Here is a 26,947-nt window from a genome sequence, read left to right as displayed (position 1 = left end):
GATTTAACAGGGTGGTGTGTTTCTAACATTTCATCTGTACCATCTCAGTTCTCTACTGGTTCAGAATTAACAGATACCAACAAACCTATATGGGGAACTTGTGATTAATTAGTTGATTTTTAACCTCTTAATTAAGATTCTATATATATTTACTATATTATTAAGTTTAGGTATTTTTAATTATGTTTTTTCAAATTTCAAATTAGTTACTCTTCCAGCATCAAGTTCAAAACCTACAATTACTTTGTTTTCTCTTTTAAAATGAATTATGCCATTGTCTATGTTAAATGTATCAATGCCAAATTTTATAAGGTCTTGTGCTTTATAATTTGAAATTTCAACTTTCAACTTTCCATCTCTAAGGATTACCAGGTAGTTAAAGTCTAATTCTTCACTGTAAAAATTTCCAGTGTAATCTTTTAATTCACCAATTAATTGTTTTGGAAAAATCTTCTTTGAATTATTCGTACTGTTTTGTACCGTATTGTCTTTTTTCTTTTGAGGTTTTTCGGAAAATTCATTTTCAAGAATTACGTCCGCTACCTGAAGTGTTTTGTCTGTTGGATTTGAATCCCCTCTGTTGGCTAATATGATTATAGAAGTTTTCTCCTCTGGGAATCGCATTAATTGAGCCCGATAACCAGCTAGTGATCCTCCGTGACTAACCGTTTTGAGTCCCCTGTAAACTCCAATATTCAATCCAAAAGCATAACCACTGCTTTCCGTATTATTTAATAGACCTTCTTCATGCATTTTATTGATGATCTTTTGCCCTCCATTTCCAAGTTTATTATTATAAAAATTCTGATCCCATAAAAACAAGTCTTCTATATTAGAATATACTCCACCCGAACCAACAAGATCAAATCTCATGATTAAATTATCAAAACCTTCTTTGTTATTTTTCTTTTTATAACTAAATACTCGATTTTTAATCAGATCAGTATTGTCATCATAAAAAAGTGAATTTTTCATTCCTAAAGGCTCAAAAATATTTTCATATGCAAATATTTTTAATGACTGACCAGATGCCTTTTCAATTATCATTGCAAGCATAAAATAACAAGAATTACTATACAAATATTTTTCTCCAGGTGAGAAATTTAATTCTTTCTGCTTTTTTATAAGTTCATAGACTTCATTTTTATCTGTTTTATCTAAATAGCTCCTACCTTTTAAATACATTAAAGTTAAATAGTCTCGAACACCACTAGTATGGTGAATAAAATGCCGAATAGTTAGAGGAGTATCGTATTCTGGAAAATCTGGCAAGTATTTTTGAATTTTATCATCAAGATTTAATTTTCCTTGTTCTTCAAGGAGTAAAATGCTAAACGTCACAAATTGTTTTGAAACGGAACCAATATAGAAAACAGATGATGGAGTTATTTCTATATCATGTTCTAAGTCACCAATTCCATACCCATTAGAATAAATAAGATTACCATTTTTAACAATTCCTATTGCAGCCCCTGGTGTATTAGGTTTGTTCCATTCCATAAAAATATTGTCTATGGATTGACTTTCTTTAATTTGTCCAAACGAATAAAACATAAAAGAAGAGAGTAGTAGTGCTAGAAAACAGTTCTTCATAAGAATATAATTTTTTATATTTATAAAAATATGCAAATAAAAACAATCACCTTACAAAATATTTTTAGAGTTCTTTTAGGCTTAGCTATGCTATATATTGGTATTGGACATTTAACCTTTAGTAGAATTGAATTTCAAGCGCAAGTACCTACTTGGATAACTAATGAAGAAAATTTAATGGATTTTGTAATACTTGCATCAGGAGTTGTAGAAATTATTTTAGGAGCTTTGATGGTCTTGGGTGGAAAACTAAAAGTAATAACAGGTATTAGCTTGGCAATTTTTTATATTTTAATTTTCCCTGGTAATATCAATCAATATGTAAATAATATAGATGCTTTTGGTTTAAACACTGATTCCAAGCGATTATTCCGTTTGTTTTTTCAGCCTATATTGGTACTATGGACTTTATGGTCAACAGGAGGATTATATTATTTAATAAACAGAAAAAAACGGACTAAAGTCTAATTGTTTTTAATTTTCTTACTTTTAAGAAGATGAAAAAGTTACTTCTTCTGACCAATTAAGGTCAGTTTCTAGTTCGAGAAAAATTGATGTAGATCTATCTTCATTTAATAATGGAATATATATTATTCAAATTCAGGGTCGTACAGTAAGTAAATCCATTAAAATTATTAAAAAATAAATTACCTGAATAACTAATCCACAGTATAACTGAATGAAAATTAATATCTAATCTAGATTCCAAAGAAATCACCTTTATAATAGATGAATTTCAAATGAATATTAAAACTCTCATTAGTTCTGAAACGGGATATTCCCCAACCGTTAAGGGTGGAGGAGGAGATACATGGGAGGAGAAGAGTGATTTTTTTAAATAAAAACGCAGAGAAGTCTTATTCAAAAGAAAACAGATACATATTAATTTATAAACTCAGCCAGTAACTTGTGAAAATGATGTACCCCTTTTTCACGGGTGGGAGAAAAGCGACCAGCTTTATAGAAACTAGAATTTAGACCTTTTTGAACACCTTCAACAACAAACTCATCTTCTCGTTCCACCTTGTCTAATACTGCTCCAGCACCATTATTTAACTTGGATTCATCATAAACATAGGATCTAAATGAAACTCTAGTTTGATTTATTGAAATAGGTTTTACTATATTGACAGAAAGCCCCCAAGGATAAAAATTAAACATCATATTTGGAAATACCCAGTAATAATATGCAGCTACATTTTTACCATTATCTGGATGGTTTAAAGGAAGATCAAAGACTTCTTCACTTGAGTCTGTGTATCCAATTTGAAGGTTCATTTTGTCATATGTAAGTGTCTTATAATCTCCATAATCTAAAACATCATTGAGGTCATCATGAACAAATGGAATATGAAATCCTTCTAGAAAATTATCACAATATAAAGCCCAATTTGAATTAACCAAGTAATCTTTGCTTTTATTAGTATCTAACTTGAATTGGTTAATTGGAAGAAAGCCAATTCTTTCTTTCATTATTTTAAATGTATCACTTAGTTCAAATTCAGGATTAACACCTGCAAATAAAAATGGACCTAACTTTTCTATCTTAAATTCATGTAAATGATCACAGGCTCTTGGAAAATCTTTTGTTTTTTGAAATTCTGGCATTGATTTAAATTTTCCATTTAAATCAAATTTTCTTCCATGATAGCCACATGTTAAACTCTTATACTTACCAGGATCACTAATTACGATGTTCCCCCTGTGGGTGCAGACATTAGAAAAACACTTTATTTTATCGTTGTTATCTCTGACTAAAACCATGGGTTCACTCAAGAAATTATCCAACAATATGAATGGATAAGCACTTTTACTTAAAGGAATTAGGCTGTTTTCATCTCCAACAAAATGCCAAGCTTTTAGAAAAATATTTTTTTTGACTTTTTTGAAAACCTTTTTACTTCTGTAAAAAGAGGAAGGTAAGGTTTCAGCTTCTTCAATATTTGGGTTTATGTAGTATTTTTCCATTTTCTTATAATTGTTTATTTCCTTTTCAACCAAAAATAAAAAGGAATACCGGTTAGTAACATAATAAAACCTAAGGTTACAGTTTCAATTCCACAACCAATTATTATCCAAATTGAAAAAATAAATGCTAAAAAAGAAATTATTAGTCTAAAATTATTGGTCTTTGATAAAAGAGCCAGACAAGCTGTGGAAAATAAATATGGAGTTATAACTGATAAAGTAGATAATTTAATCATGAAGGTAAAGGCTTCAACCAGAGTTTTAGAGAAGTTAAAAAGTAAAAGAAATGAGATTAAAATACTGGAGATTATAATTCCTGAAATAGGGGAGTTGTTACTGTTTTTCTTCCCAAATATCTCAGGAAACAACCCGTCAATAGAAGCTGACATTGGAATTTGTCCTTGAATAAGGATCCATCCATTTAAAGCACCCATGGTAGCGATAACTGCACCAATGGCAACAATTTTTCTAGAAAAACTACCTGAAATTATTTCTGCAGCGTCAGCAAAAGGAGCATTTGAATTAGCTAAATCATCAAGAGGTATTAATCCCATTATAGAGATAGTACTCATCAGATATATAATTATGGTAAATAATGTACCATAAATAGTAGCTTTTTTGATTGTTTGACTTGCATTATTTACTTTATCACTAGGTATAGTCGCACTTTCCATGCCTAAAAAGGCGAAAAAAGTTAAAGTTGTTGTTGCAGTTATAGCTTCAAAATTAGATTGATCTGAGGCATTAAAAGGATAAAAATTACTGAAATCAATATAAAATAAGCCTATAAAGCCTATAAAGACTATTGGAATAATTTTTAGTGCAGTTGTAACAGTCTGAACAAGACCAATAGTGTTTATTTTTCTTGAATTTATCCATGTAAAAAACCAAATAAAAAATAATCCTGTACAAATTGATAATATTGGATTGGAGTTAAGTTCTGGAAATAATACACCTAAATATCCAAGTAAAGCAACAGTAATAGCTGCATTTGTACACCAAATAGAAATCCAATAGCCCCAAGCAACAAGAAATGCAGGTAAATCTCCAAATGATTTCCTTGTGTAATAATATGGTCCACCAGGATTTTTATTTGAAATTTTAGATAACTCTCCGAATACTAATGCTAATAAAATAGCACCCACAGAAGAAAACAGCCAACCAATTATACTTATTGTACCATATATAGCTAAGGATGCAGGAAGTAAGAATATACCAGAACCAACCATATTTCCAATAACTAGGGAAGTACTAGACCATAATCCTAATTTATCATCCTTCATTGTACGAATTATACTTCAATATAGTACTATTTATATGATATGAGCGATTCATTTAAATAGTCTATAATTTATATTATGTAAAATAGAATTTGTTTCTACAAATACATCTCCCACCCTTAAATAATATGTAAATTGCATTACTAATAAATATATATTTATGAAAGTATCAAAAATTTTAAAAATTGTTGGAGTTTTATTCCTTATCATTATATGTGGATTGATATATGTGTCATTTTTAAATCCAGCTAGTCCAAGAGGTTCTTCTGAATTAGTAAAAGAGTCATTGGTTATGGAAGTTGATTATAGTCGTCCTTTTAAGAAGGAAAGACTAATATTTGGCGAATTATCTGATGGTGCATTAGTTCCCTTTAACAATTATTGGAGATTGGGAGCTAATTTTGCAACTACATTTGAAACAAATGAATCCATATTCTTTGCTGGACGATTGATTGATTTAGGTAAATATCGAATGTATGCCGTTCCTTATAAAGATTCTTGGAAAATAACATTAAATACTGATGCTGGAGCATTTGGTTATATGGAACCAGATTATGATAATGATCTTATTTCAGTGAACGTTTCTTCCAACCAAATGACTGAAACTGTGGAACAATTAACTATTGATTTTATTGATGATAGTTTAGGCACTTCTATTAGAATTCGTTGGGATTCAACATTAGTTCTTATCCCATTAAATTATCTTTAGATATATACAATGATTTGGATTACCATAAAAAACTTAATTAAAGTAGTTTTTTTTATTTTTATAATAACTTCTTTGGTTTATTTTTCTATTTCATACATACAAACAAAAAACAATGTAATGGATATAGAGAAATACTCTCCAATATCTACTCTAGACATTAAAGAAACTAAATTAAAAAAATCTAAATTTCCATTTATTGATGTTCATAATCATCAATTTGATATGCCACTTAAAAATCTTAATAACCTTGTTTCAGAAATGGACAGCCTTAATATGGCATATATGATTAATTTGAGTGGTTTTCGGGGTTTATATTTAGAGAAATCACTTAAAAACATTAAGGAGTCAGCCCCTACTCGATTTGGTTTGTTTGTAAATATTGATTTTGAAAAAATAGACGATTCTAATTTTGAATCTAATAACATAAAAATTATTCAAGACGCTGTTAGAGAAGGAGTTATAGGTCTTAAAGTATATAAATCATTAGGTTTAACAGATAAAGACTCAAGTGGAAATAGAATTAGTGTAAACGATCCACGATTAGACCCTATATGGAGCCTGTGTGGAAAATTAAATATTCCAGTATTAATACATTCTGGGGAGCCTGAATCATTTTGGTTTGATAAAAATGAATATAATGAGCGATGGCTTGAATTAAGACAGAAACCAGGAAGATACAGAGGAGATTCTTCTAAATATCCTTCATTTGAAACTGTAATGTCTGAACAACATGATATTTTTAGAAAAAATCCAGAGACAACATTCATAAATGCTCATATGGGATGGATGGCTAATGATTTGGATGCTCTATCTGATCATTTGGATAAATATAAAAATGTTATGACAGAAATAGGTGCAGTTCTTGCTGAATTAGGAAGACAGCCAAAAAAAGCTAGAAATTTTTTAATTAAATATAAAAATCGAATACTTTTCGGAAAAGATTCCTATAATGTAACTGAATATTATACCTATTTTAGAGTGTTAGAGACTGATGATGAATATTTTGACTATTATAGAAAGCGTCATGCTCACTGGAAAATGTATGGCCTTTCACTTCCTGATTCAGTTTTAAAATCCTTATATTATGAAAACGCTTTAAAGCTTTTCCCTAACATTGATAAAAACCTTTTAAAATGATAATTGTAAATACCCCTGACCTACCTAACTTAAATATTTCTAAAGTTCATGGAATTGCCCGTGGAAGTACTGTTAGAGCTCGAAACGTTGGCTCGGACATATTTGCAGGTTTGAAAAATCTGATTGGTGGAGAAATTTCAGAGTATACAAAACTTCAAGCAGATTCTCGTGAACAAGCTTTAAAAAGAATGGAAGAAGATGCAATTAAAATGGGTGCTAATGCGATTGTAAATGTTAGAATAACTACTTCAATGGTAATGCAGGGTGCTTCTGAGATATTAGCATATGGAACTGCTGTAACTGTCAACTAAAAGTTCAAGAATGAATCCTTTGATTATAATTCCATATGTTTTGTTGTATTCCTTATTAGGAATAATAATCGTTGTTTTAATATTTAAACGTGTAAAAAATAAAAAAAAGGAAAACTTTGAAAAAAGGAATAATTAATAATTCAAAAGTTCAATAATTTTTTCTTTTAGCCTTTGTTTAGGTAGATATTGTGTTTCAAGTTTTGAAGCAAATGGTACAGGTGTATCTAACGACCCAACCCTCATAATGGGTCCATCAAGATATTCAAAACATTTTTCTGCTATTTGAGCAGATATTTCTCCCATATAACCTCCAAACATACTGTCTTCTTGAAGTAGAATAACTTTATTACATTTCTTTACCATCTCAAAGACTGTATTTTGATCCCAAGGAACAAGCGTATTTAAATCAATCACACATATTTTATCATCAGGATGTTCATTAGATTCTTCAATAGCCCAATGAACTCCAAGTCCATATGAAATGATAACTATTTCATCGCCTTTTTTTCTTATAGTAGCTTTTCCAAACTCTAAAGAATACTTATCATTAGGCACAGGCTCTTCAATAGACCTATAAAGTTTTTTATGCTCAAAAAATAATACAGGATTAGGATCATCTATAGCCATATGCAACAAGCCTTTAGCCTCAAACGGAAAAGCAGGATATACAACTTTAAGACCAGGAACAGTTGTAAACCATGATTCGTTACTTTGGGAATGAAATGGTCCTGCCCCTACTCCACCTCCACATGGCATTCTAATCACAACATTAGCAGTTTGACCCCATCTATAATAAGATTTTGCTAATAGATTAACTACGGGTGTAAAACCACTTGAAACAAAGTCAGCAAATTGCATTTCTACTATTGATTTATGACCTTTAATAGCCAGGCCATATGCGGTTGATACAATTACAGATTCACATATAGGAGTATTTCTAACCCTGTCTTTCCCATATTTCTTTAAAAGACCTTTAGTTATTTTAAAAACTCCTCCATATTCAGCAATATCTTGCCCCATAACAACCAAATCATCATTTAGTAACATTGCTTCATGATGAGTGTCTGAAATTACATCTACAAATCTTTTACTTATTCTTTCTTGGTTAGCTGTAACTAATGAATCTTTTGATACTGGAGAATAAACATCACCTAATTCATGATTTATAGTTGGTTCAACTTCTGACGAATTATTAGCACTATCCCATTCTGATTTAATTTCATTGTGAATGTCTAGATGTATTTTGTTTTTTAGCTCTTCGTTTAATATGCCTTCTTTAAATAAAAAGCTCTCATAATTAGAAACAGGATCTTTAAGCTTCCACTCATCCATTAAATTTTCAGGAACGTAAGAAACTCCACTCGCCTCTTCATGACCTCTAATTCTAAATGTTTTAAATTCAATTAAGACTGGTCTTGGGTTTTTACGTTGACTCTTTAAAATTTTATTAACTTTAGAATAGACTTCTAATATATTATTTCCATCGATTGTGTGTGAATCCATTGAATATGCAATACCTCTGTCAGAAATATTTTTTAATACAAACTGTTCTTTTGTTGGAGTAGATAAACCATAGCCATTGTTTTCTATACAAAATAATACAGGCAGGTTCCATACAGAAGCAACGTTTAGTGCTTCATGAAAATCACCTTCACTAGTCCCTCCTTCACCAGTAAATACAGCGCAAACTGATTTTTCTTTCTTTATTTTACAAGACAAACTAATTCCATTTGCAATTCCAAACTGAGGTCCTAAGTGAGATATCATTCCAATTATGTTATAATCTTGTGTTCCAAAATGAAAACTTCTATCTCTTCCTTTTGTAAAACCAGATGGTTTTCCTTGCCATTGAGCAAAAAGTTTTTTTAATTCAATTTTTCTGGTAGTGAAAACTCCTAAATTTCTATGCATTGGTAAAACATACTCATCGTTTTCAAGAGCAGATGTAACTCCAACTGAAATGGCTTCTTGACCAATACCTCCAAACCATTTTGAAACCTTACCTTGTCTTATTAAGAGCAACATTTTTTCTTCAATTTTCCTTGGAAGAAGAAGTGATCTATAAAGTTCGAGTAGTTTTTTATTTGATAATTTTTCTTTAAAAAAATTCATTTTAAAATTTGTGTAAATTTATAAAATACTAATTCTTAATCTTCAATTACAGCTTGAATTAATTTAACTAAACTATTCATGTCTCTTAAATCCATAATTTCTATTGGGGAATGAGAATATCTTCCAGGCCAAGATATTGGCACTGACGGAATACCATAAGATAAAAATGGTTGACCGTCTGTTCCGCCTGAAGTCATTCCATATTGAACATTGATATTATTATTATTAGCTAATTTTCTAATCAATTTAAAATTTTCACGACTAACGAAATTTATACTTTCCAAAACCCTTATTACTGCTCCATTTCCTAGTGGACAGTTTGCAAATGATTCATCTGTATAAGGATCGTCTGAAGACACATATGTGTCAACGGGATGAACTATGCTAGCATTTTTTAAATTTATAGCTGAATATTTTGCACCTTTCAATCCTATTTCTTCTTCAACTGACCATACAAAAGTTATTTTATTTTTTAATTTTCCAGGGTTTATTTCATTTAAAGATAAAATTAAAGCTGCACACCCTACTCTATCATCAAAACTTCTTCCTGTAACTCTATTTTCATTTAATCTTATCATTTTTTTAGGCATTGTCACGCTTGTTTCTCCTAAAATAATTCCAGCCTCCAGTGCTTCACTTTTAGATAAAAATCCTGCATTTACACTTAATGGGAGATTTGATTTTCGTGTTCTTGAAGTTAGATAGTCATGTCTAGGTTCAAAAACTCCTGATATCTTCTTATCCCTTAAATGAATAATTGCAGGTTGTGCCTCCCAAAGCCATTGAAGCATTCCACCAAGCATTTTTAACTCTAACCTTCCATCTTCTTTAATATCACTAACAACATATCCAGTTTCATCCATATGTGCCACAAAAACTTTATGATTTTCTCCTTCACCAAATGTTAAGATTAAATTACCTTTTTCATCTACTATCGGTTTGGCCCATGATGGAAGGTTAGCTTTAATGAAATTTCTTACTGAACTTTCAGATTTACTAACCCCATATTTATTTACTAATTCTCCTAAAATAGATTCATATTTAGAATAAGAATTGTAAGATATCTTTTGTGTCTTTTTTTGTTTAATTGAATAATCAGAAAAATCATTTAACTGTATCTTTTGACTGTCTCTTAAAAAGTTAATTAAATTTATTAAATCTTTGATTGATATCATTTCTACTGGAGAACTTGAATATTTACTAGGAAGACCTACTTCAATAATTTTTAACTTATCAAAATCAATATTAGTAGCGCTATTTCTATATGATAAAACAGGTTTTACTTTAATAATATTTGATTCATTATTTTCCAATTTTTCATTTATAATAATTTTATTTTTTCCAATTTCTTTTGAATCTAAAAATCGATTAAATCTATATATTTCTTCAAAAGGACCGTATTGATTTATTACAGATTCAATTCCTTTTCCATTTATTAACTCTTGAACTGTCCATGCAAAAACCAACTTACCTTTTATACTTTTTTCATTAACAAACTTAGCTAAGTAAGCTAATGCTATACCAGCAGCTTTTATTTTAATATTTGGGCCGGCAATTAATGAATCGTTAATTATAATTGGTTTTTTATTAAGGCTAATAGGATCTAGTAATTCGATTTGACTTTGACGCACCTCTTCAATTGAAGAAGCGCCTATGTCAATATATCCTTCGTGCCATGTATAGGGTTCTTTCTTTGATTCAGGAATGTTTCTAAGTCTTTCAAAGTGAGAAGACGGAACAGTCGACACTCCAATAGTAAATTTATTTTCTGAATTTATTTTCACTTCATGTCCCTGCATAAATTGATGATATAATTGCCCTATGTGACCAAAACCAACAGGAGAGTACTTAATGTATCCATTAGACTTAATTTCGCTAACAACATATCCAGGTTCATCTATTGGAACTGTTATTAAAGTCCTTGGAAGTCCACTGCCAATTTCTAAAATTAGATTTCCTAATTTATCTATTTTTATATTGCTATTTTTTAAAAAAGATTTTAAATATTGTGATGCTTCTTCTTCTCTACCTGTAACAGAGTTTATTTTAGAAAAGGCATGTAAAGTTTCAATTAGAATTAATTTTTCTTTATTTATAGATTCTTGAGAATAAGATATCATTGAAATAAAGAAGATTAAGTAAAATACTTTTTTTAAGATTCTTAAAGACATATTATTTTAAAATTTACAGGGTTTATATAAATGTATAAAACTTAACTATAATTTGTAATTTTCAATAAAATATTTTTTATGCCAAAAAAGCCGCTAAATAGTTTTGAATCACTTGGGAATATAAGTTTTGATAATTTGGCTCCTGAAGTTGAATTAGGTCACCTTATTAATGATAAGAAAATATTGAAGATTCAAAATTTAGAAGCTCACTTTTCTAATAAAGGAAGAGCTGGAAAGGTTGTCACAATAATTAAGGGCTTTGAAGGAGATATACCATCATTAAAATCTCTTGCTAAAAACATTAAAACTTATACTGGGACAGGGGGTACGGTTAAGAATAATGAAATAATTATACAGGGAAACTGCAGGGATAAGATTATTAATTATTTGATTAAAATTGGACATAAGGCTAAGCGAATAGGAGGTTAATGAGTCTTCCATTGTATTGTCTTCCCTGTTTTTTTATTAAGATATTTATTTGTTTTACTAAAATGTTTGTTTCCAAACCAATAACCTCTATTTGCTGACAATGGAGAAGGGTGTCCTGAAGTTAAAATTAAATGTTTTGATTGATCTATTAATTTGGATTTCATCTTAGAATAATTACCCCAAAGCATAAAAACAACATTATTTTTATTATTTGAAATATATCTTATGATTTGATCTATAAAAAACTCCCAACCCTTTTTTTGATGACTGCCTGGTTTGTTTTCTTCAACTGTTAATGTAGAATTTAATAATAAAACTCCTTGATTCCCCCAGTTATTTAGATTTCCATATTTAGGATAATCAATTTTTAAATCATTTTCAACCTCTTTAAAGATGTTAATTAATGAGGGTGGATGTTTTGTTGTTTTAGAAACTGAAAATGATAAACCATCGGCTTGATTTTCACCATGATAAGGATCTTGCCCAAGTATAACAACTTTTAAGGAGTCAAAAGAACAAATCTTAAAAGCTTTAAAAATTAAATTTATAGGTGGATAACAAGTTTTATTTTTATAGTTAGATTCAACAAAAATCATAAGTGATTTGAAGTATTTTTTTTTTTTTCATTATCAATTATTTTTTCCCAACTTGGATGTATATTCAGCTCCACGATTTTATTACTTTTGTCATGGCTAATTTAATAAAATCAAATGGTCTATATTCCTGCTAAAACTTTTGAAGATTTAGAATTTACAGAAGTGCTTAGTCAAATCTCCCAATTTGCTATTACTCCAATGGCAAAGGAATTGATATTAAAGATGATACCAATTGATGAAAATGAAGATAAAATAAGGTCACTATTACTAACCTCAGAGTATAAATCATCTTTTGAAAATGAGAATAGAATTCCAAATCATGGTTTTGAATCATTAGTTAAATCTTTTCAATTATTAAAAATTGAAAATAGTGTTCTTGATATTGAATCTTTTATGAATATTGCATCAACCTCAGAGACGGTTAATAAATTATTATTATTTTTTAAAAAGTTTAAAAGCTATTATCCAAATTTATTTGACTTAGGTAGTGAGATTGAAATTAACAAAGGACTTAAGAAAGAAGTTGATAGTATTATTGATCGTTTTGGAGAGATTAATAATAATGCATCTGACACTTTGTATACAATTAGAAAAAAATCTCAAGAAGTTAGGAGTCGAATAGGTCTATCATTTAATAAGTCTTTAAATCATTACAATAATCTAGAGTATTTAGACGAAATAAGAGAATCTGTAATTGACAATAAAAGAGTTTTAGCTGTTAAGGCAATGTATAGAAGAAAAGTTAAAGGAGGGATAATGGGTAGTTCTAAAACAGGAAGTATCGTTTTTATTGAGCCAGAAGCTACTTTTCAGTTATCAAGAGAACTTCAAAATTTACTTTTTGAAGAAGATGAAGAAATAAAAAAAATATTAAGTTATTTAACTGACTATTTCAGAGCTTTCCTGCCATTATTAAAGTGTTATCAAGCATATTTAGTGAATATTGATTTATACTATTCAAAATCTCGTTATGCTCAAGAAATAAATGGAATTATGCCAAAAATTTCAAATTCACAAGAAATTGAAGTTTTTGATGCTTACCACCCATTATTATATAGATCAAATATTATTGAAGAGATTAAGACATATCCCCAAGATATTTTTTTAAACAGTAAAAATAAAATTATTGTTATTTCTGGACCTAATGCTGGTGGTAAAAGCATTACTCTTAAAACAATCGGATTACTTCAATTGATGATTCAAAGCGGCATATTAATTCCTGTACATGAACGAAGTAGAGTTTGTTTTTTTGACAGAATACTCACAGATATTGGAGATAATCAGTCCATAGAAAACCACCTAAGTACTTATTCTTACAGGTTGAAGAATATGAAAACCTTTTTGAAGAAATGTAACAAAAACACTTTATTTTTAATTGATGAATTTGGAACTGGATCTGATCCCGAACTTGGTGGAGCCTTAGCAGAAGTAATTTTAGAAGAGTTTTACTTTAGAGAATCCTTTGGTTTAATCACAACTCATTATTCTAATCTTAAATTGCTAGCAAATGAATTACCTGCAATGTCAAATGCAAATATGCAATTCAATAGCGATACACTTGAGCCCATATATAAATTAGTCTTAGGAGAAGCTGGTAGCTCTTTTACATTTGAAGTTGCTCAAAAAAATGGTCTTCCATATAGTTTAATAAATAGAGCAAAAAAGAAAATTGAGAGAGGAAAAGTAAGGTTTGACGCTACTATTGCTAAGCTCCAAAAAGAAAGAAGTTCTATGGCTAAAACTGGAATATCTTTAAAGAAAAAGGAAATCATAGCTGAAGAAGAATTAAACAAATTAGCTGAATTAAATGAAAAAACGAAAAACAAATTAACTAATTATCAGGAATTATACGATCATAATAAAAAAATGATTTTACTTGGAAACAAAGTAAATGAAATTGCCGATAAATACTTTGTTAACAATAAAAAAAGACCAATGATTTCTGAAGTGATTCAATTAATTGAATCAGAAAATTCAAAACGAAATAAAAGATCAGCAATATTAATAAAAAATCAAATAATATTAAAAAAAAACATAGAATTTGAGGTTGAAAAGAAGATTGAAAAAATTAGAACTGAAAAAAAGAAAATAAAACTTATTCCAAAGAAAAAGTCAAACATTATATTAAAAGTTGGTGATGATGTTAGAATTCTTGACAGTAAATCTATTGGAACAATTGACTCTATAAAAAAAAATAGAGCAATCGTAAATTATGGTAAATTTACAACGCAAGTCGATATTGATCAATTAGAATATGTCAAATAATTATATAGATAAATCGATTATTTTTTATGATGGGCATTGTCCACTATGTCATTATTGGATTAGATATGCAATTAAAAAAGACATAAGCAATAAACTTTATTTTGCCCCAATACAGGGGAAGTTTGGAAAAGCTTTTATTTCAAAAAACAATCTAGTTGAATTTGATACAGTCATTTTTTATATTCCAAAAAATAAACCTTTTATTTATTCTAAAGCTATTTATGAACTATTAAAACATCTTGAAATATATAATTTTCTATATTATCTATTAATGATTACTCCCAAAGCATTTTCTAACATTATATATAGACTAATTGCTAGGACAAGATATTTCATATATAAAAGATATGATAATTGTGAGATTCCGAGTAAGCAAGTTCTGTCAAGATTAATTCTATAAAATTATTAAGAAGTTTTTTCTTTTTTTAATTTACCTACAGACTTTGCAACTAACATTGATACTGCTGCATCTCCTGTAACATTTGTTATTGTCCTGCACATATCCAAAGGTCTGTCAACAGCAAATATAAGTGCTAATCCAGCTTCTGGAATTCCTGCTTGGCCTAACACGATAACTAACATAACCATTCCTGCGCCTGGAACAGCTGCAGCTCCTATAGAGGCTAACGTTGCAGTTAAAATTATTCCTAATTGAACTTCAATTGATAAACCTAAACCAAAGGCTTGAGCAATAAACACAGCTGCAACAGCTTGATATAAGCTTGTACCATCCATATTTATAGTTGCTCCGATTGGTAAGACAAAACTTGAAACCTCTTTATCTACTCCTAAATGTTTTTCAACTCTCTCCATTGTAACTGGCAAGGTTGCAGCACTTGAACTAGTCGAAAAAGCAAGTAATTGAGCTGGGGCAATACCGCTCATGAAATATTTTGGACTTACACCAGTAAAAACTTTAACTAAAATAATATATATCACAATCATTAAAGCTAATCCAAAAACTAAAGTTAAAGAATAAGCACCAAGAGCTTTAAATAAATCAAGACTTGGAGATTCTACAACAAGAGCCGCTAATAGCGCAAAAACACCATATGGAGAAGCTAGCATTATAATATCTATTAATTTAAGAATAACTGAATTAAAAGAATCAAAGAAAGCCTTTACAGGTCTGGACTTTTCTTCTGGAATTAATATTATTCCAATTCCAAAAAAAAGTGCAAAAAATATGACCTGAAGCATATTTCTATTATTAGTTGTAGCATCGAAAATATTACTTGGTACTATATCAACTAATGCTTGAAGGGGACCGCTTTCTTGTTGTTTAGCAGCAGCAGATTGCTTTTTTGCGGCATCAGTTTCATAAGCCGACATTAATTCATTTCTTGTACTCTCTTTTATGCTATTACCAGGTGATATTGTATTTACAAGTACTAAGCCAATTAAAACAGCTAAAACAGTTGTACAAAGATAGATTGCAATCGTTCTTCCTCCTATTTTTGATAATTTAGATATGTCTTTTAAATCAGATACCCCCTTAATTAATGAGGCTAATATTAGTGGCATTGCAATTAATTTTAATGAATTAATAAACATTGTTCCAAACGGTTTAATCCAGTCTGACACAAAACCACTTCCCCAGGGAACCAAAGAAGCTAGACCTCCTATGGCAACTCCTAAAATCATTCCAATAATAATTTTCCAGTGTAAAGCTAAATTTCTCATAATTATTTTATTATTCTATAATTTAATAGTACGATTTAATAAAACAAAATCAGCAAGGGTTATCGCAGCCATTGCTTCCACAATAGGAACAGCTCTAGGGACAACACATGGATCGTGTCTTCCTTTACCTTCCATTGTGATTTTTTCTCCTTTTTTATTAATTGTTTCTTGATTTTGCATTATAGTTGCAACTGGTTTAAATGCAACATCAAAATAAATATCCATTCCATTTGATATTCCACCTTGTATCCCACCAGATAGGTTGGACTTAGTCGATCCGTCATTATTGTATAAATCATTGTGCTGACTTCCTTTGAGTTTAGTGCCTGAAAACCCACTTCCATACTCAAAACCTTTTACAGCGTTAATAGAAAGCATCGCTTTACCTAGCTGGGCATGTAATTTATCAAAAACTGGTTCACCAAGACCTATAGGCACATTTTGAATTATACACCTTATAACTCCTCCAATTGTATTACCCTCTTTTTTTATATCTTTTATGTAAGCCTCCATTTTTGAAGCTATTTCTTTATCAGGGCATCTTACTGGGTTTGATTCAATATTATTTAAATCAAGCTCTTGATATGGTTTATTTAATTCAATAGAACCGACTGATTTTACATATGCAGTAAATCTTATAGAACTTAAAAATTGCTTTGCAATTGCACCTGCAATTACCCTAGCGGCAGTTTCTCTTGCAGAACTTCTTCCACCCCCTCTATAATCTCTATGTCCATATTTTTTATCATAAACAAGATCAGCATGCGAAGGTCGATAGCTCTCTTTTATATGATTATAATCTTTTGATTTTTGATTGGTGTTATATATTACAAATGATATTGGTGTTCCAGTAGTTTTGCCTTCAAAAATACCAGATAGAAAATTTACTTCATCTGCTTCTTTTCTTTGAGTTACAATAGCTGATTGGCCGGGTTTTCGTCTATCTAAATCATGTTGTATTTTTTCAATATCTATATTAATACCAGAAGGACATCCATCTAATATACCACCTATGGCTGGTCCATGAGATTCACCATAAGATGTAAGCCTAAATATGTTTCCAAAGCTATTGCCTGCCATAATTAAAAATAAATACAAATATAGTTCTTTAAAAATATCCATACACAAGCCCCACAAGCCAAATCAAATTTGTAATTTTGAAACATGAAAAATATTTTATTACTCTTCTGCTCGTTTTTTTTACTTTTTTTAGTGTCATGTAGTTCTGAACCAGGCTATTATTCGATTGAAGGAAATATTGATACAAAAGATGGTTTAAAAGTATATCGAATTATTGCAAACTCTAACAATCAGCCTCAAATTGTAGACTCAACAACAATTGAGAAAAATAAATTTTTGATGGAGGGCAAGGCAATAAACCCTTCAATAAGTTTTATTAAAGTAGAAGGTTTCAATTTCAACTTACCCATTATTATTGAAGAAGGTAAGATTAAAGTTAAAATGTTTAAAGACAGTATTGGATCATCCAAAATCTCTGGCACTACATCAAATGATCACTTTAATGATTATAAATATGAGACAAAAAAGTTCGTTAAAACAATAAATGAAATTAAATCTGAAATTCAACTTGCATCTCAAAATGGAAAGAATGAATTAATTATTGATCTTCAAAATGATTATAATTTGGTACAAACTCAGATACATGAATATGAAATTGAGTTCTTAAAACGAAATTTTGATTCATATTTAAGTGTTATTCTTTTAGAACGCTTTGTTTCGAGTAAAAAAGTTATATCAACAACCGAGGCAAAAAATATTTTTAATTTATTTACAGAACGAATAAAAGGTTCTGATATTGGGGAGCGGTTATCCTCAATTTTTAATAATCCAGATCAACCAATTGAAGTTGGAAATTTTGCTCCCAATTTTAACGCACCAACACCAGACGGTCAAATGTTAAACTTAAATGATAAATTGGGTAAGGTTACTTTGTTAGAATTTTGGGCTTCATGGTGTGGTCCATGCAGAAGAGAAAACCCTAACCTGGTTAAGATTTACAAAAAATTTAATAACAAAGGTTTTGAGATTATTGGAGTGTCTTTAGATAAAAGTAAACCTCAATGGATTCGTGCTATTGCCGATGACTATTTAACATGGAACCATGTTTCAAATTTAAAGTTTTGGCAGGATCCAATTGCTAAATTGTATAAAGTAAAAGCCATACCAGTAAGTTTTATTCTTGACGAAAAGGGTATCATTGTCGCTAAAAACCTAAGAGGTTCTCAATTAGAAGCGAAAGTTTCAGAGCTACTTAATGTTAAGTAGAGCTGTTAATTTTTTTATTAAAGTAAATTATCCCAAAAACAATTACAATACTTAAAAGTAGGAGTGTTTTAGATGACAGTAAGATGAGTTCTGGCTTTAATATTATTGATAGTAAAATTCCACTAATTGCTCCTCCTAAATGAGCAGAATGTCCTATTCCGTCGTTTTCTTTGTTAATTCCATAAAAGGTGTAAACTAAATAAGCAATACCAAAAAAATAGCCTGGCATAGGTATTGGAAAAAAAAGCAAAGCTAGTTTTAGGTCAGGATAAGCTAAAATAGCACTAAACAATATTCCTGTTACTGCTCCACTTGCACCCACTGCAGAAAAATTATTATTTTTATTATGAATTATAAAACAAAACACACTTCCTATTATTAAGCAAGCCAAATACAAACAAAAAAACCAAAATGTACCAAAAATATTTAAGACGAAATCCCCAAAAAAGTATAAGGTTACCATATTAAAAAGAAGGTGTTGTTTGTCAACATGTAAAAATCCAGAAGTTAAAAAACGATAATATTCTCCATTTTTAATGTTACTCATTTTGAAATGAAATTTTTCAAAAAAAATAACATCATTAAAACCCTTATAACTAATGAGAGAATTAATCAAAATGACAATAAGAACTTCAAAAGTGATGCTCATAAACTTTATTTGAATTCAAATCTATTAAATTTGTATAAAACTTGTAGCATGAACCGCATTGCTTTTGTAGTTATTTATCCAATTCTTAAAGGAATTTCAATTCTTCCTTTTTCTTTGCTATATCTTTTGTCAGATATCATCAGCTTTATACTTTTTTACTTTTTAGGATATAGAGGTGAAATGATAAGAAAAAATATATTACTTTCTTTTCCTGAGAAGTCAATCAAGGAAATCCGTATAATTGAAAGAGCTTTTTATACTCATATGTGTGATATTTTTTTAGAAATGATTAAATCAATGTCTATGACTCTTGAATCAATAAATAAAAGATTTAAAGTGAATAACATAAATTTATTGACTCAATTTTCAAAAAACAAAAGAAGTGTAATTATAATGTGTGGACATTATGCTAGTTATGAATGGCTCTTGTTTAAAGCTAAAGCCTTTGGAAGTTCAACTTATGGAATTTACACACCTTTGACAAATATTTATTTTGATAAATTGGTTAAAAAAATAAGACAAAAGCATAACGCATTTTTAATATCTAGATATCATACACTTGAGACAATAAAAGAGCATCAGAAAAATAAACATACTGCTATTTATGGTTTTGCTGCTGATCAATCTCCATTTCCAAAAGAAAAAACATATTGGAGATTATTTATGGGTAATAAGGTTCCCGTCTTTACTGGAGCTGAAAGAATAGCTAAAGAGTTTGACATTGCTATAGTATATGCAGATATTAAAAGAGTAAAAAGAGGGTTTTATGAAACAAATTTTAAGCTCGTATCAGATTCTCCAAAACAAACTATTGAAAATGAAATTACTGACGTGTTCTATAATATGCTAGAAGAAACGATATCAAGCGATCCATCACAATATCTTTGGTCTCACAATAGATATAAGTATATGGATAAAGCTCCTAAATAATCTTTTTTAATTCTTCTATAAACTTTTTAGCTAATTCATGTGCTTTGTTTTTAGAGTCAGCTTCAGTATATATTCTAATTATCGGCTCAGTATTTGACTTTCTTAAATGAACCCATGAGTTTTCAAAGTTTATTTTGACTCCATCTATTGTAATGGGTTTATAGTTTTTATACTTATTACTCATTTTTAATAAAAGACTATCTACGTTCATTTCAGGACCAAGAGTTATTTTATTTTTACTTGAAAAGTATTCAGGATATGTTTTTTTTAATTTTGAAGCAGGTAATTCTCTCTCAGCCAATAACGATAAAAATAATGCAATTCCAACAATAGCATCTCTTCCATAATGAAATTCAGGTAAGATTACACCTCCATTTCCTTCACCCCCAATAATTGCATTCTTTTTTTTCATTAATTCTACTACATTAACTTCTCCAACGGCACTTGCAAAATATTTTCCACCATGTTTTTCAGTCACTTTAGATAGGGCTAAAGTAGAAGATAGGTTTGAAACCGAATTTCCTATTTTTTTTGATAATATATAGTCTGCACAAGCAACTAGAGTATATTCCTCTCCAAACATTTCTCCATTTTCATCTATAAATGCTAACCTATCAACATCTGGATCAACCACTATCCCTAGGTCAGCTTTATTAGAGATAACTGCCTTTGATAAATCAGATAAGTTTTCTTCTAATGGTTCTGGATTATGGGGAAATTCCCCTGTAGGATCACAGTAAATAGGTATATAATTAACACCTAATTTATCGAGTAGTTTAGGGACTATAATTCCTCCTGTAGAATTTACTCCATCTACTACAACAGTAAAATTAGAATCTTTAATTGCTTTATTATTTGTGTATTTTAGATTTAAAACCTTTTTAATATGATAATCAATGTATGTCAAATTTGATTTTATATTTCCTAAATCATCAATCCCAGAAAAATTAAAATCATTTTTTTCGGCTATTAAGAATATTTCATCTCCGTCATTAGCACTAAGAGACTCTCCATCTTTATTTAATAGTTTTAATGCATTCCAATTTTTAGGATTATGACTAGCAGTAAGAATTATTCCACCTAAGGCATTCTCTTTTGTAACAGCAATTTCAACCGTAGGAGTTGTTGATAAACCGAGATCAATGCAATTAATTCCCATCCCAATTAAAGTGTTTTGAACAAGATTTTGAATCATGTTTCCAGATATTCTCGCATCTCTACCGATAACAACTTTTATAACTTTATCAGGATACTTTTTTTTTAAAAATGTTCCATAAGAAGCAGCATATTTTACTGCATCAATAGGTGTTAAGTTTTCTTCTGGCTTTCCTCCTATTGTTCCTCTAATTCCCGAAATGGATTTAATTATTGTCATAAATCAAAGATAATAATAGATTGAATTAATTATGATGCTTTAAGATTTTAATTTAAGGAAATTAACTCTATTTAAGTGTATCAATATGAATTAGATCTATGTGAGGATGGAGAGCCTATTGAAAGTTGGCAAGGATGGCCGAAAATAATTAGTGATAAGGGATATCCTAATATCGATTGGCCTGCAAGAGGTTGTTAAAATTTAATTTTTTGAAACTTAATAGAAAAAGAGAAAATATTTAGGTAAATGGATTTTAACTTAATTAAAAAGCACATTACCTTTATTCAATGAATTATCTCGCTCATGTATACCTTTCAGGTAATAATGAAGATATTGCTTTAGGCAATTTTATTGCAGACAGCGTTAAAGGTAATAGATATAAAAATTATCCTGCCTTATGGCAAAAAGGTATATTGCTCCATAGATTTATTGACTCTTATACTGATTCTCATGAAATTTTCAGAAGTCACACAAAACTATTTTTCAATACCCATCGTCATTACAGCAGAGTCCTTGTTGATATGTTTTACGATCATTTATTAGCTAAAAATTGGACTAAATACAGCGAAATAAGTTTAAATCAATTCTCAGAAGAGTTTTATAGAAAATTAGTTTTAAATAAAAATGATCTTCCAATAAATGTTAGATCTTCATTACAATATTTAATTACAGGTAATTGGTTTAAATCGTATTCAACAATTGAAGGTTTAAAGAAAATATTACTCCAAATGGAGACCCGAACTAATTATCCTTCAGAGCTTTCTTCAAGTGTAGAGAAATTTGTTTCACTTTTACCTATAATAGAACCACAATTTTTTCTATTTTTCGAGGATATTCAAAATGCTGTTAAACAAAATTTAATCAAAAACTAAAAACACTTATTTATGAATAAAATATTGTTAATCTTAACTGCCTCACTTTTTATTAGTTGTAATTCACCAGAAAATATAGCTATTAAAGCAGCTGTAGTGTCTGCTAGAACTGAAGCTTCTAAAATTGGTGTAAATATTATAGACAAAGGAGGTAATGCATTTGATGCAATGATTGCAACTGATCTTGCTCTTTCTGTTTGCTATCCAAACGCAGGCAATATAGCTGGAGGGGGTTTTTTAGTTTACAGAAAAAATGATGGTTCTTTTGGTTCATTAGATTATAGAGAAAAAGCTCCATCTCTTGCTTCAAGAGATATGTATTTAAACTCAGATGGAAATGTTATTAAAGGAAAAAGTATAATTGGAGGCTTAGCTATTGGAGTGCCAGGAACAGTTGCTGGTTTATATGAAGTTCATAAAAAATTTGGATCACTTCCATGGAGTGAACTGGTTCAGCCTGCAATTGATTTAGCGACCAGGGGATATCTTGTAACAGAAAAGCAACAAAAAAGTTTTGACGGTAAAAAGAATGAGTTTATTGAAGTTAATGGAGAAAACACCTTTTATGCAAAAAAACATGAAAAGGGAGATATTGTAATAAACTTACCTCTTGCAAACACATTGAAGCTTATTCAAGAAAACGGTAGAGCTGGTTTTTATCAAGGTGTTAATGCAGAGAGGTTCATTAATAGAGTTAAAAACACTGGAGGCATTATTAGTAAAGAAGATTTAAAAAATTATTATCCTGTATGGAGAAAGCCCATTCAGTTTGAGTATAAAGAATTAACTATTACGTCCATGGCTCCTCCTTCAAGTGGTGGAGTTTGTCTTGGACAAATGTTAAAAATGATAGAACCTTTTGACATTAAAAAATATGGTCATAATTCAATGGAGTCAATTCAGGTAATGGTTGAAGTAGAAAGAAGATCTTACGCAGACAGAACAGAATATTTAGGAGATCCAGACTTTGTCAATATTCCACAAAATGAACTTTTGGATTCTCTTTACCTTAATAAAAGAATGAGTGACTTTAATTGGAAAAAAGCAACTTTATCAAGTGATATTAACCCTGGAAATATTGTTTTCAATGAAACTGAGGAAACTACTCACTACTCTATTATAGACAAAGAAGGAAATGCAGTTTCAGTAACAACTACACTTAATGGAAGTTACGGTTCAAAGGTTTATGTTGAGGATGGAGGTTATTTTTTAAATAATGAAATGGATGATTTTAGCAGTAAACCTGGCGTTCCTAATATGTTTGGTTTATTAGGGAGTGAAGCTAATTCTATTTTACCTGGAAAAAGGATGTTAAGTTCAATGACTCCAACAATAGTAGAAAAAAATAAAAAATTATATATGATTTTAGGAACACCTGGTGGTTCAACTATTATCACATCAGTTTTTCAAACTATTTTAAATGCATATGAATTTAATATGGGAATACAAGAATCTGTTAATGCCGCCAGATTTCATCATCAGTGGATGCCTGATATTGTAATTTTAGAGCCAAAACAATTTGATTTAAGTTTAATATTAAATTTAAATAATATAGGATATAATATTGAAGAACGATTTTCCAGAATAATTGGTAGAGTTGATGCCATAATGATTGATGATAATGGAGTTATTTCTACTGGAGCTGATCCTAGAGGTGATGATTCTTCTTCTGTTTTAAGATAAAACTTTATATCTTTTTTAGTGGAGCTTTAAGAGTTATATTTGCTGAATATTCAAGTTTTTACTATTGGAAAATTTTATTGATATAAAAGGTGCTAGAGTTCATAATTTAAAAAACATAGACCTCAAAATACCTAGAGACAAACTAGTAGTAATAACTGGTTTGTCTGGAAGTGGTAAATCCTCCTTGGCCTTTGATACCTTATATGCAGAAGGGCAAAGAAGATACATGGAAACGTTTTCAGCTTATGTAAGGCAATTTTTGGGAAATTTAGAACGTCCTGATGTTGATAAAATTGATGGCTTATCCCCCGTTATAGCAATTGAACAAAAAACTACATCTAAGAGCCCAAGATCAACTGTAGGGACAATTACGGAACTATACGATTATCTAAGACTTCTATATGCTAGAATAGGAATTGCTTACAGCTACGAAACTAACAAACCCATGGTTAGTTATACTCAGTCACAGATTCTAGATTTGATCTTCAAGGATTTTACAGATAAAAAAGTTGCTATTTTGTCTCCTATTATTAAGTCAAGAAAAGGTCATTACAGGGAACTGTTTGATAATTTGTCTAGACAAGGTTTTTTAAAGGTAAGAGTTGATGGAGAAATTTTGAATATTTCTAAGGGAATGAAATTAGATAGGTACAAAAATCATGATATTGAATTACTCATTGATGTCCTAGAAGTTAATTCATTAGATAATTCAAAAAAACGTTTAGAGGAATCAATAAAAACTGCTTTACAGTATGGAGATGAAAGTCTTATGATAATTCAATTTAACGAAGGAAATTCAAGATTTTTCAGTAGTAATTTGATGTGTGAAAATTCAGGTATATCTTATCCTAAACCTGAACCTAATAACTTCTCATTTAATTCTCCAAAAGGAATGTGTAAGTCATGTAAAGGATTAGGTTTTGAATATGTGGCTAATAGAAATAAAATTATTCCTGATCAATCTATTTCTATTAATAGTGGAGGTATAATACCTTTAGGTGAAAAAAATAATAATTGGAATTTTAAGCAGATTGAGATTATATCAAAAAAATATAACTTTAATTTAAATGATCCAATAAGTAAAATTCCTACTGAAGCTTTAGATGTTCTTTTAAAGGGTTCCAATGAAAAGTTTTCAGTTGAATCTAAGTCTTTGGGTGTGACCAGAAAGTATGTAATTGATTATGAGGGAATTGAAAATTTTATAATTAATCAGTTTAATAGCAACGAATCTAGAAAAATTAAGCGTTGGGCAAAAAACTTTATGGACTCAAGATTTTGTCCAAAATGTAATGGTTCTCGTTTAAATATTGAAGCAAATCATTTTAAAATTATTGATAAAAATATTTTTGAATTATCATCAATGGATTTGAGTGATTTGTATATTTGGTTTGATTCAATAGATGATAATTTATCTATTCAAGAAAAGAAAATTTCAAACGAAGTAGTTAAGGAAATAAAAGTTAGACTCCAGTTTTTGCTTTCTGTAGGGTTAAATTATTTATCATTAAATCGCTCTTCTAAATCTCTTTCGGGAGGAGAAGCTCAAAGAATTAGACTTGCTACGCAGATTGGATCTCAGCTAGTTGGTGTTCTTTATATCCTCGACGAACCCAGCATTGGTCTCCATCAAAGAGACAATCAAAGATTAATTGACTCCCTTGAAGCGTTAAGAGATATTGGTAATTCAGTTATAGTTGTAGAGCATGATAAGGAAATGATTTTAAGATCTGATCATGTTATTGACTTAGGTCCATTGGCAGGAATAAATGGAGGAACTGTCATTTCTGAAGGAACTCCATTAGAGATGTTAAAGCATGATACGCTAACAGCTAATTATTTAAATGGGAATTTGAGAATAGAAACACCCTTAGATCGAAGAATTGGTAATGGTAAAAGTTTACTGATTGAAGGTTGTACGGGTAATAATTTAAAAAATATTTCTGTTAATTTTCCTCTAGGATTGATGATTGGAATCACTGGTGTTTCAGGAAGCGGAAAGTCAAGTTTGATTAATGACACATTGTATCCAATATTAAACAACTATTTCTTTAATGGAGTTAAGGAGATTTTACCATTTAAAAAAATTATTGGAATTGATAACCTAGATAAGGTTGTGGATGTAAATCAAAATCCAATTGGAAGAACACCCAGAAGTAATCCTGCGACCTATTGTGGAGTATTTAGTGAAGTCAGATTATTGTTTTCAAAGACTCAAGAAGCTCAAATAAGAGGTTATAAGCCTGGAAGGTTTAGTTTTAATGTTTCTGGGGGAAGGTGTGAAACTTGTTCAGGTGGTGGAATGAGGGTTATCGAAATGAATTTTTTACCAGATGTTTACGTTGAGTGTGAATCTTGTCAAGGTAACAGGTTTAATAGAGAAACTTTGGAAATATATTACAAAGGAAAAACAATATCAGATGTTTTAAATATGAAAATTAATCAAGCTGTAAATTTTTTTAAGGCAATTCCTAAAATTTTCAATAAACTTAAAACGATACAAGATGTTGGTTTAGGTTATATAGCTTTAGGACAGCCAAGCACAACCCTTTCAGGGGGAGAAGCACAAAGAATTAAATTATCTACTGAGCTATCTAAAAGAGATACAGGAAACACAATGTATATCCTTGATGAGCCAACAACTGGACTGCACTTTGAAGACATAAGAGTTCTTTTAGAAGTTTTAAATAAACTTGTTAATAAAGGAAATACTATTTTAATTATTGAACATAATCTTGATGTTATAAAACAGGTTGATCATGTTATTGAAATTGGCCCTGAAGGTGGAAAATATGGAGGTGAACTTATCGGTTATGGTCCTCCCGAAGAGATATCAAAAATAAAGAATAGTCATACGGGATATTTTTTATCTAAAGAATTAAAATTATGATATTAAAA

Annotated in this window: 23 protein-coding genes and 1 pseudogene; 14 read left to right on the top strand and 10 right to left on the bottom strand. The window is 29.7% G+C overall.

All coding sequences use genetic code 11. The features are described 5' to 3' along the window. Nucleotides 1–180: 180 nt before the first annotated feature. Nucleotides 181–1,593 carry a serine hydrolase domain-containing protein gene (locus AC34EU_RS04125; protein WP_487533529.1) on the bottom strand — a complete coding sequence of 471 codons (1,413 nt, stop codon included), beginning with the start codon at nt 1,591–1,593 and terminating at the stop codon, nt 181–183. Between the two features lie 30 nt (nt 1,594–1,623). Between AC34EU_RS04125 and AC34EU_RS04120 the strand changes: the two genes are divergently transcribed. After that, nucleotides 1,624–2,061: a DoxX family protein gene (locus AC34EU_RS04120; RefSeq protein ID WP_487533530.1), complete on the top strand. Its 438-nt coding sequence runs from the start codon at nt 1,624–1,626 to the stop codon at nt 2,059–2,061. 67 nt (nt 2,062–2,128) lie between these two features. After that, nucleotides 2,129–2,239: pseudogene (locus AC34EU_RS04115) on the top strand (T9SS type A sorting domain-containing protein); the annotation flags it as partial. A gap of 236 nt (nt 2,240–2,475) precedes the next feature. Here AC34EU_RS04115 and AC34EU_RS04110 read toward each other — a convergent pair. Together AC34EU_RS04110 and AC34EU_RS04105 are read right to left on the bottom strand one after the other, a co-directional pair. Beyond that, entirely contained in the window at nt 2,476–3,561 is a 1,086-nt protein-coding gene (locus AC34EU_RS04110; RefSeq protein WP_487533531.1) for an aromatic ring-hydroxylating oxygenase subunit alpha, read from the bottom strand. Nucleotides 3,562–3,575: 14 nt separating this feature from the next. After that, nucleotides 3,576–4,844: an amino acid permease gene (locus tag AC34EU_RS04105; protein WP_489696076.1), complete on the bottom strand. Its 1,269-nt coding sequence runs from the start codon at nt 4,842–4,844 to the stop codon at nt 3,576–3,578. Between the two features lie 157 nt (nt 4,845–5,001). Here AC34EU_RS04105 and AC34EU_RS04100 point away from each other — a divergent pair, with 157 nt between their 5' ends. From AC34EU_RS04100 to AC34EU_RS04090, 3 genes are all read left to right on the top strand, one after another. Continuing rightward, nucleotides 5,002–5,550: a DUF2911 domain-containing protein gene (locus AC34EU_RS04100; RefSeq protein WP_487533534.1), complete on the top strand. Its 549-nt coding sequence runs from the start codon at nt 5,002–5,004 to the stop codon at nt 5,548–5,550. A gap of 117 nt (nt 5,551–5,667) precedes the next feature. Then, the gene (locus AC34EU_RS04095) at nt 5,668–6,687 is read left to right on the top strand and encodes an amidohydrolase family protein (protein ID WP_487533536.1); all 1,020 of its coding nucleotides are present in this window, start codon (nt 5,668–5,670) and stop codon (nt 6,685–6,687) included. Next, the gene (locus AC34EU_RS04090) at nt 6,684–6,998 is read left to right on the top strand and encodes a YbjQ family protein (RefSeq protein WP_487533537.1); all 315 of its coding nucleotides are present in this window, start codon (nt 6,684–6,686) and stop codon (nt 6,996–6,998) included. The genes AC34EU_RS04095 and AC34EU_RS04090 overlap by 4 nt, the downstream gene beginning before the upstream one ends. A 132-nt stretch (nt 6,999–7,130) precedes the next feature. Here AC34EU_RS04090 and AC34EU_RS04085 read toward each other — a convergent pair whose 3' ends face one another. Further along, the gene (locus tag AC34EU_RS04085) at nt 7,131–9,110 is read right to left on the bottom strand and encodes an alpha-ketoacid dehydrogenase subunit alpha/beta (protein ID WP_487533538.1); all 1,980 of its coding nucleotides are present in this window, start codon (nt 9,108–9,110) and stop codon (nt 7,131–7,133) included. Between the two features lie 35 nt (nt 9,111–9,145). Further along, entirely contained in the window at nt 9,146–11,281 is a 2,136-nt protein-coding gene (locus AC34EU_RS04080) for a M20/M25/M40 family metallo-hydrolase (protein WP_489696075.1), read from the bottom strand. Between the two features lie 78 nt (nt 11,282–11,359). Between AC34EU_RS04080 and AC34EU_RS04075 the strand changes: the two genes are divergently transcribed. Further along, nucleotides 11,360–11,710: a translation initiation factor gene (locus AC34EU_RS04075; protein WP_487533540.1), complete on the top strand. Its 351-nt coding sequence runs from the start codon at nt 11,360–11,362 to the stop codon at nt 11,708–11,710. Here AC34EU_RS04075 and ung read toward each other — a convergent pair. Further along, nucleotides 11,707–12,306, bottom strand: a complete 600-nt coding sequence (ung, locus tag AC34EU_RS04070) for a uracil-DNA glycosylase (protein ID WP_487533541.1) — start codon at nt 12,304–12,306, stop codon at nt 11,707–11,709. The genes AC34EU_RS04075 and ung overlap by 4 nt on opposite strands. A gap of 114 nt (nt 12,307–12,420) precedes the next feature. Between ung and AC34EU_RS04065 the strand changes: the two genes are divergently transcribed. Both AC34EU_RS04065 and AC34EU_RS04060 read left to right on the top strand, forming a co-directional pair. Next, on the top strand, nt 12,421–14,571 hold the full coding sequence (locus AC34EU_RS04065) for an endonuclease MutS2 (RefSeq protein WP_487533542.1): 2,151 nt from the start codon (nt 12,421–12,423) through the stop codon (nt 14,569–14,571). Next, nucleotides 14,561–14,971 (top strand): thiol-disulfide oxidoreductase DCC family protein, encoded by a 411-nt coding sequence (locus tag AC34EU_RS04060; protein ID WP_487533543.1) that lies wholly within the window; start codon nt 14,561–14,563, stop codon nt 14,969–14,971. The genes AC34EU_RS04065 and AC34EU_RS04060 overlap by 11 nt, the downstream gene beginning before the upstream one ends. A gap of 5 nt (nt 14,972–14,976) precedes the next feature. Here the strand turns inward: AC34EU_RS04060 and AC34EU_RS04055 are convergent, their stop codons facing one another. After that, nucleotides 14,977–16,254 (bottom strand): dicarboxylate/amino acid:cation symporter, encoded by a 1,278-nt coding sequence (locus AC34EU_RS04055; protein ID WP_487533544.1) that lies wholly within the window; start codon nt 16,252–16,254, stop codon nt 14,977–14,979. A gap of 15 nt (nt 16,255–16,269) precedes the next feature. Continuing rightward, nucleotides 16,270–17,334 carry a chorismate synthase gene (aroC, locus tag AC34EU_RS04050; RefSeq protein ID WP_487533545.1) on the bottom strand — a complete coding sequence of 355 codons (1,065 nt, stop codon included), beginning with the start codon at nt 17,332–17,334 and terminating at the stop codon, nt 16,270–16,272. Between the two features lie 84 nt (nt 17,335–17,418). On the opposite strand from aroC, the gene AC34EU_RS04045 reads away from it, so the two are divergent. Beyond that, entirely contained in the window at nt 17,419–18,540 is a 1,122-nt protein-coding gene (locus AC34EU_RS04045; RefSeq protein WP_487533546.1) for a redoxin domain-containing protein, read from the top strand. Here AC34EU_RS04045 and AC34EU_RS04040 read toward each other — a convergent pair. After that, nucleotides 18,533–19,087, bottom strand: a complete 555-nt coding sequence (locus AC34EU_RS04040; RefSeq protein WP_489696074.1) for a rhomboid family intramembrane serine protease — start codon at nt 19,085–19,087, stop codon at nt 18,533–18,535. The genes AC34EU_RS04045 and AC34EU_RS04040 overlap by 8 nt on opposite strands. Nucleotides 19,088–19,093: 6 nt before the next feature. Here AC34EU_RS04040 and AC34EU_RS04035 point away from each other — a divergent pair, with 6 nt between their 5' ends. Then, nucleotides 19,094–20,119 carry a lysophospholipid acyltransferase family protein gene (locus AC34EU_RS04035; RefSeq protein WP_489696073.1) on the top strand — a complete coding sequence of 342 codons (1,026 nt, stop codon included), beginning with the start codon at nt 19,094–19,096 and terminating at the stop codon, nt 20,117–20,119. Here AC34EU_RS04035 and glmM read toward each other — a convergent pair. Further along, nucleotides 20,112–21,494, bottom strand: a complete 1,383-nt coding sequence (gene glmM / locus AC34EU_RS04030) for a phosphoglucosamine mutase (protein ID WP_487533550.1) — start codon at nt 21,492–21,494, stop codon at nt 20,112–20,114. The two genes, AC34EU_RS04035 and glmM, sit on opposite strands and share 8 nt — an antisense overlap. 75 nt (nt 21,495–21,569) lie before the next feature. Between glmM and AC34EU_RS04025 the strand changes: the two genes are divergently transcribed. The 4 genes from AC34EU_RS04025 to uvrA all read left to right on the top strand — a co-directional run bounded on the left by AC34EU_RS04025 (nt 21,570) and on the right by uvrA (nt 26,939). Next, nucleotides 21,570–21,692 carry a hypothetical protein gene (locus AC34EU_RS04025; protein ID WP_487533551.1) on the top strand — a complete coding sequence of 41 codons (123 nt, stop codon included), beginning with the start codon at nt 21,570–21,572 and terminating at the stop codon, nt 21,690–21,692. A gap of 89 nt (nt 21,693–21,781) precedes the next feature. Then, nucleotides 21,782–22,366, top strand: a complete 585-nt coding sequence (locus AC34EU_RS04020; protein WP_487533553.1) for an acyl carrier protein phosphodiesterase — start codon at nt 21,782–21,784, stop codon at nt 22,364–22,366. A 12-nt stretch (nt 22,367–22,378) separates the two neighbouring features. Next, the gene (gene ggt / locus AC34EU_RS04015) at nt 22,379–24,049 is read left to right on the top strand and encodes a gamma-glutamyltransferase (protein WP_489696072.1); all 1,671 of its coding nucleotides are present in this window, start codon (nt 22,379–22,381) and stop codon (nt 24,047–24,049) included. 64 nt (nt 24,050–24,113) lie between these two features. Next, nucleotides 24,114–26,939, top strand: a complete 2,826-nt coding sequence (gene uvrA / locus AC34EU_RS04010) for an excinuclease ABC subunit UvrA (RefSeq protein WP_487533556.1) — start codon at nt 24,114–24,116, stop codon at nt 26,937–26,939. Nucleotides 26,940–26,947 lie beyond the last annotated feature (8 nt).

Source organism: Candidatus Marivariicella framensis (assembly GCF_982709265.1).
Note: the sequence above shows the minus strand (reverse complement) of the source record. Positions and strands in the feature narration are given on the sequence as shown.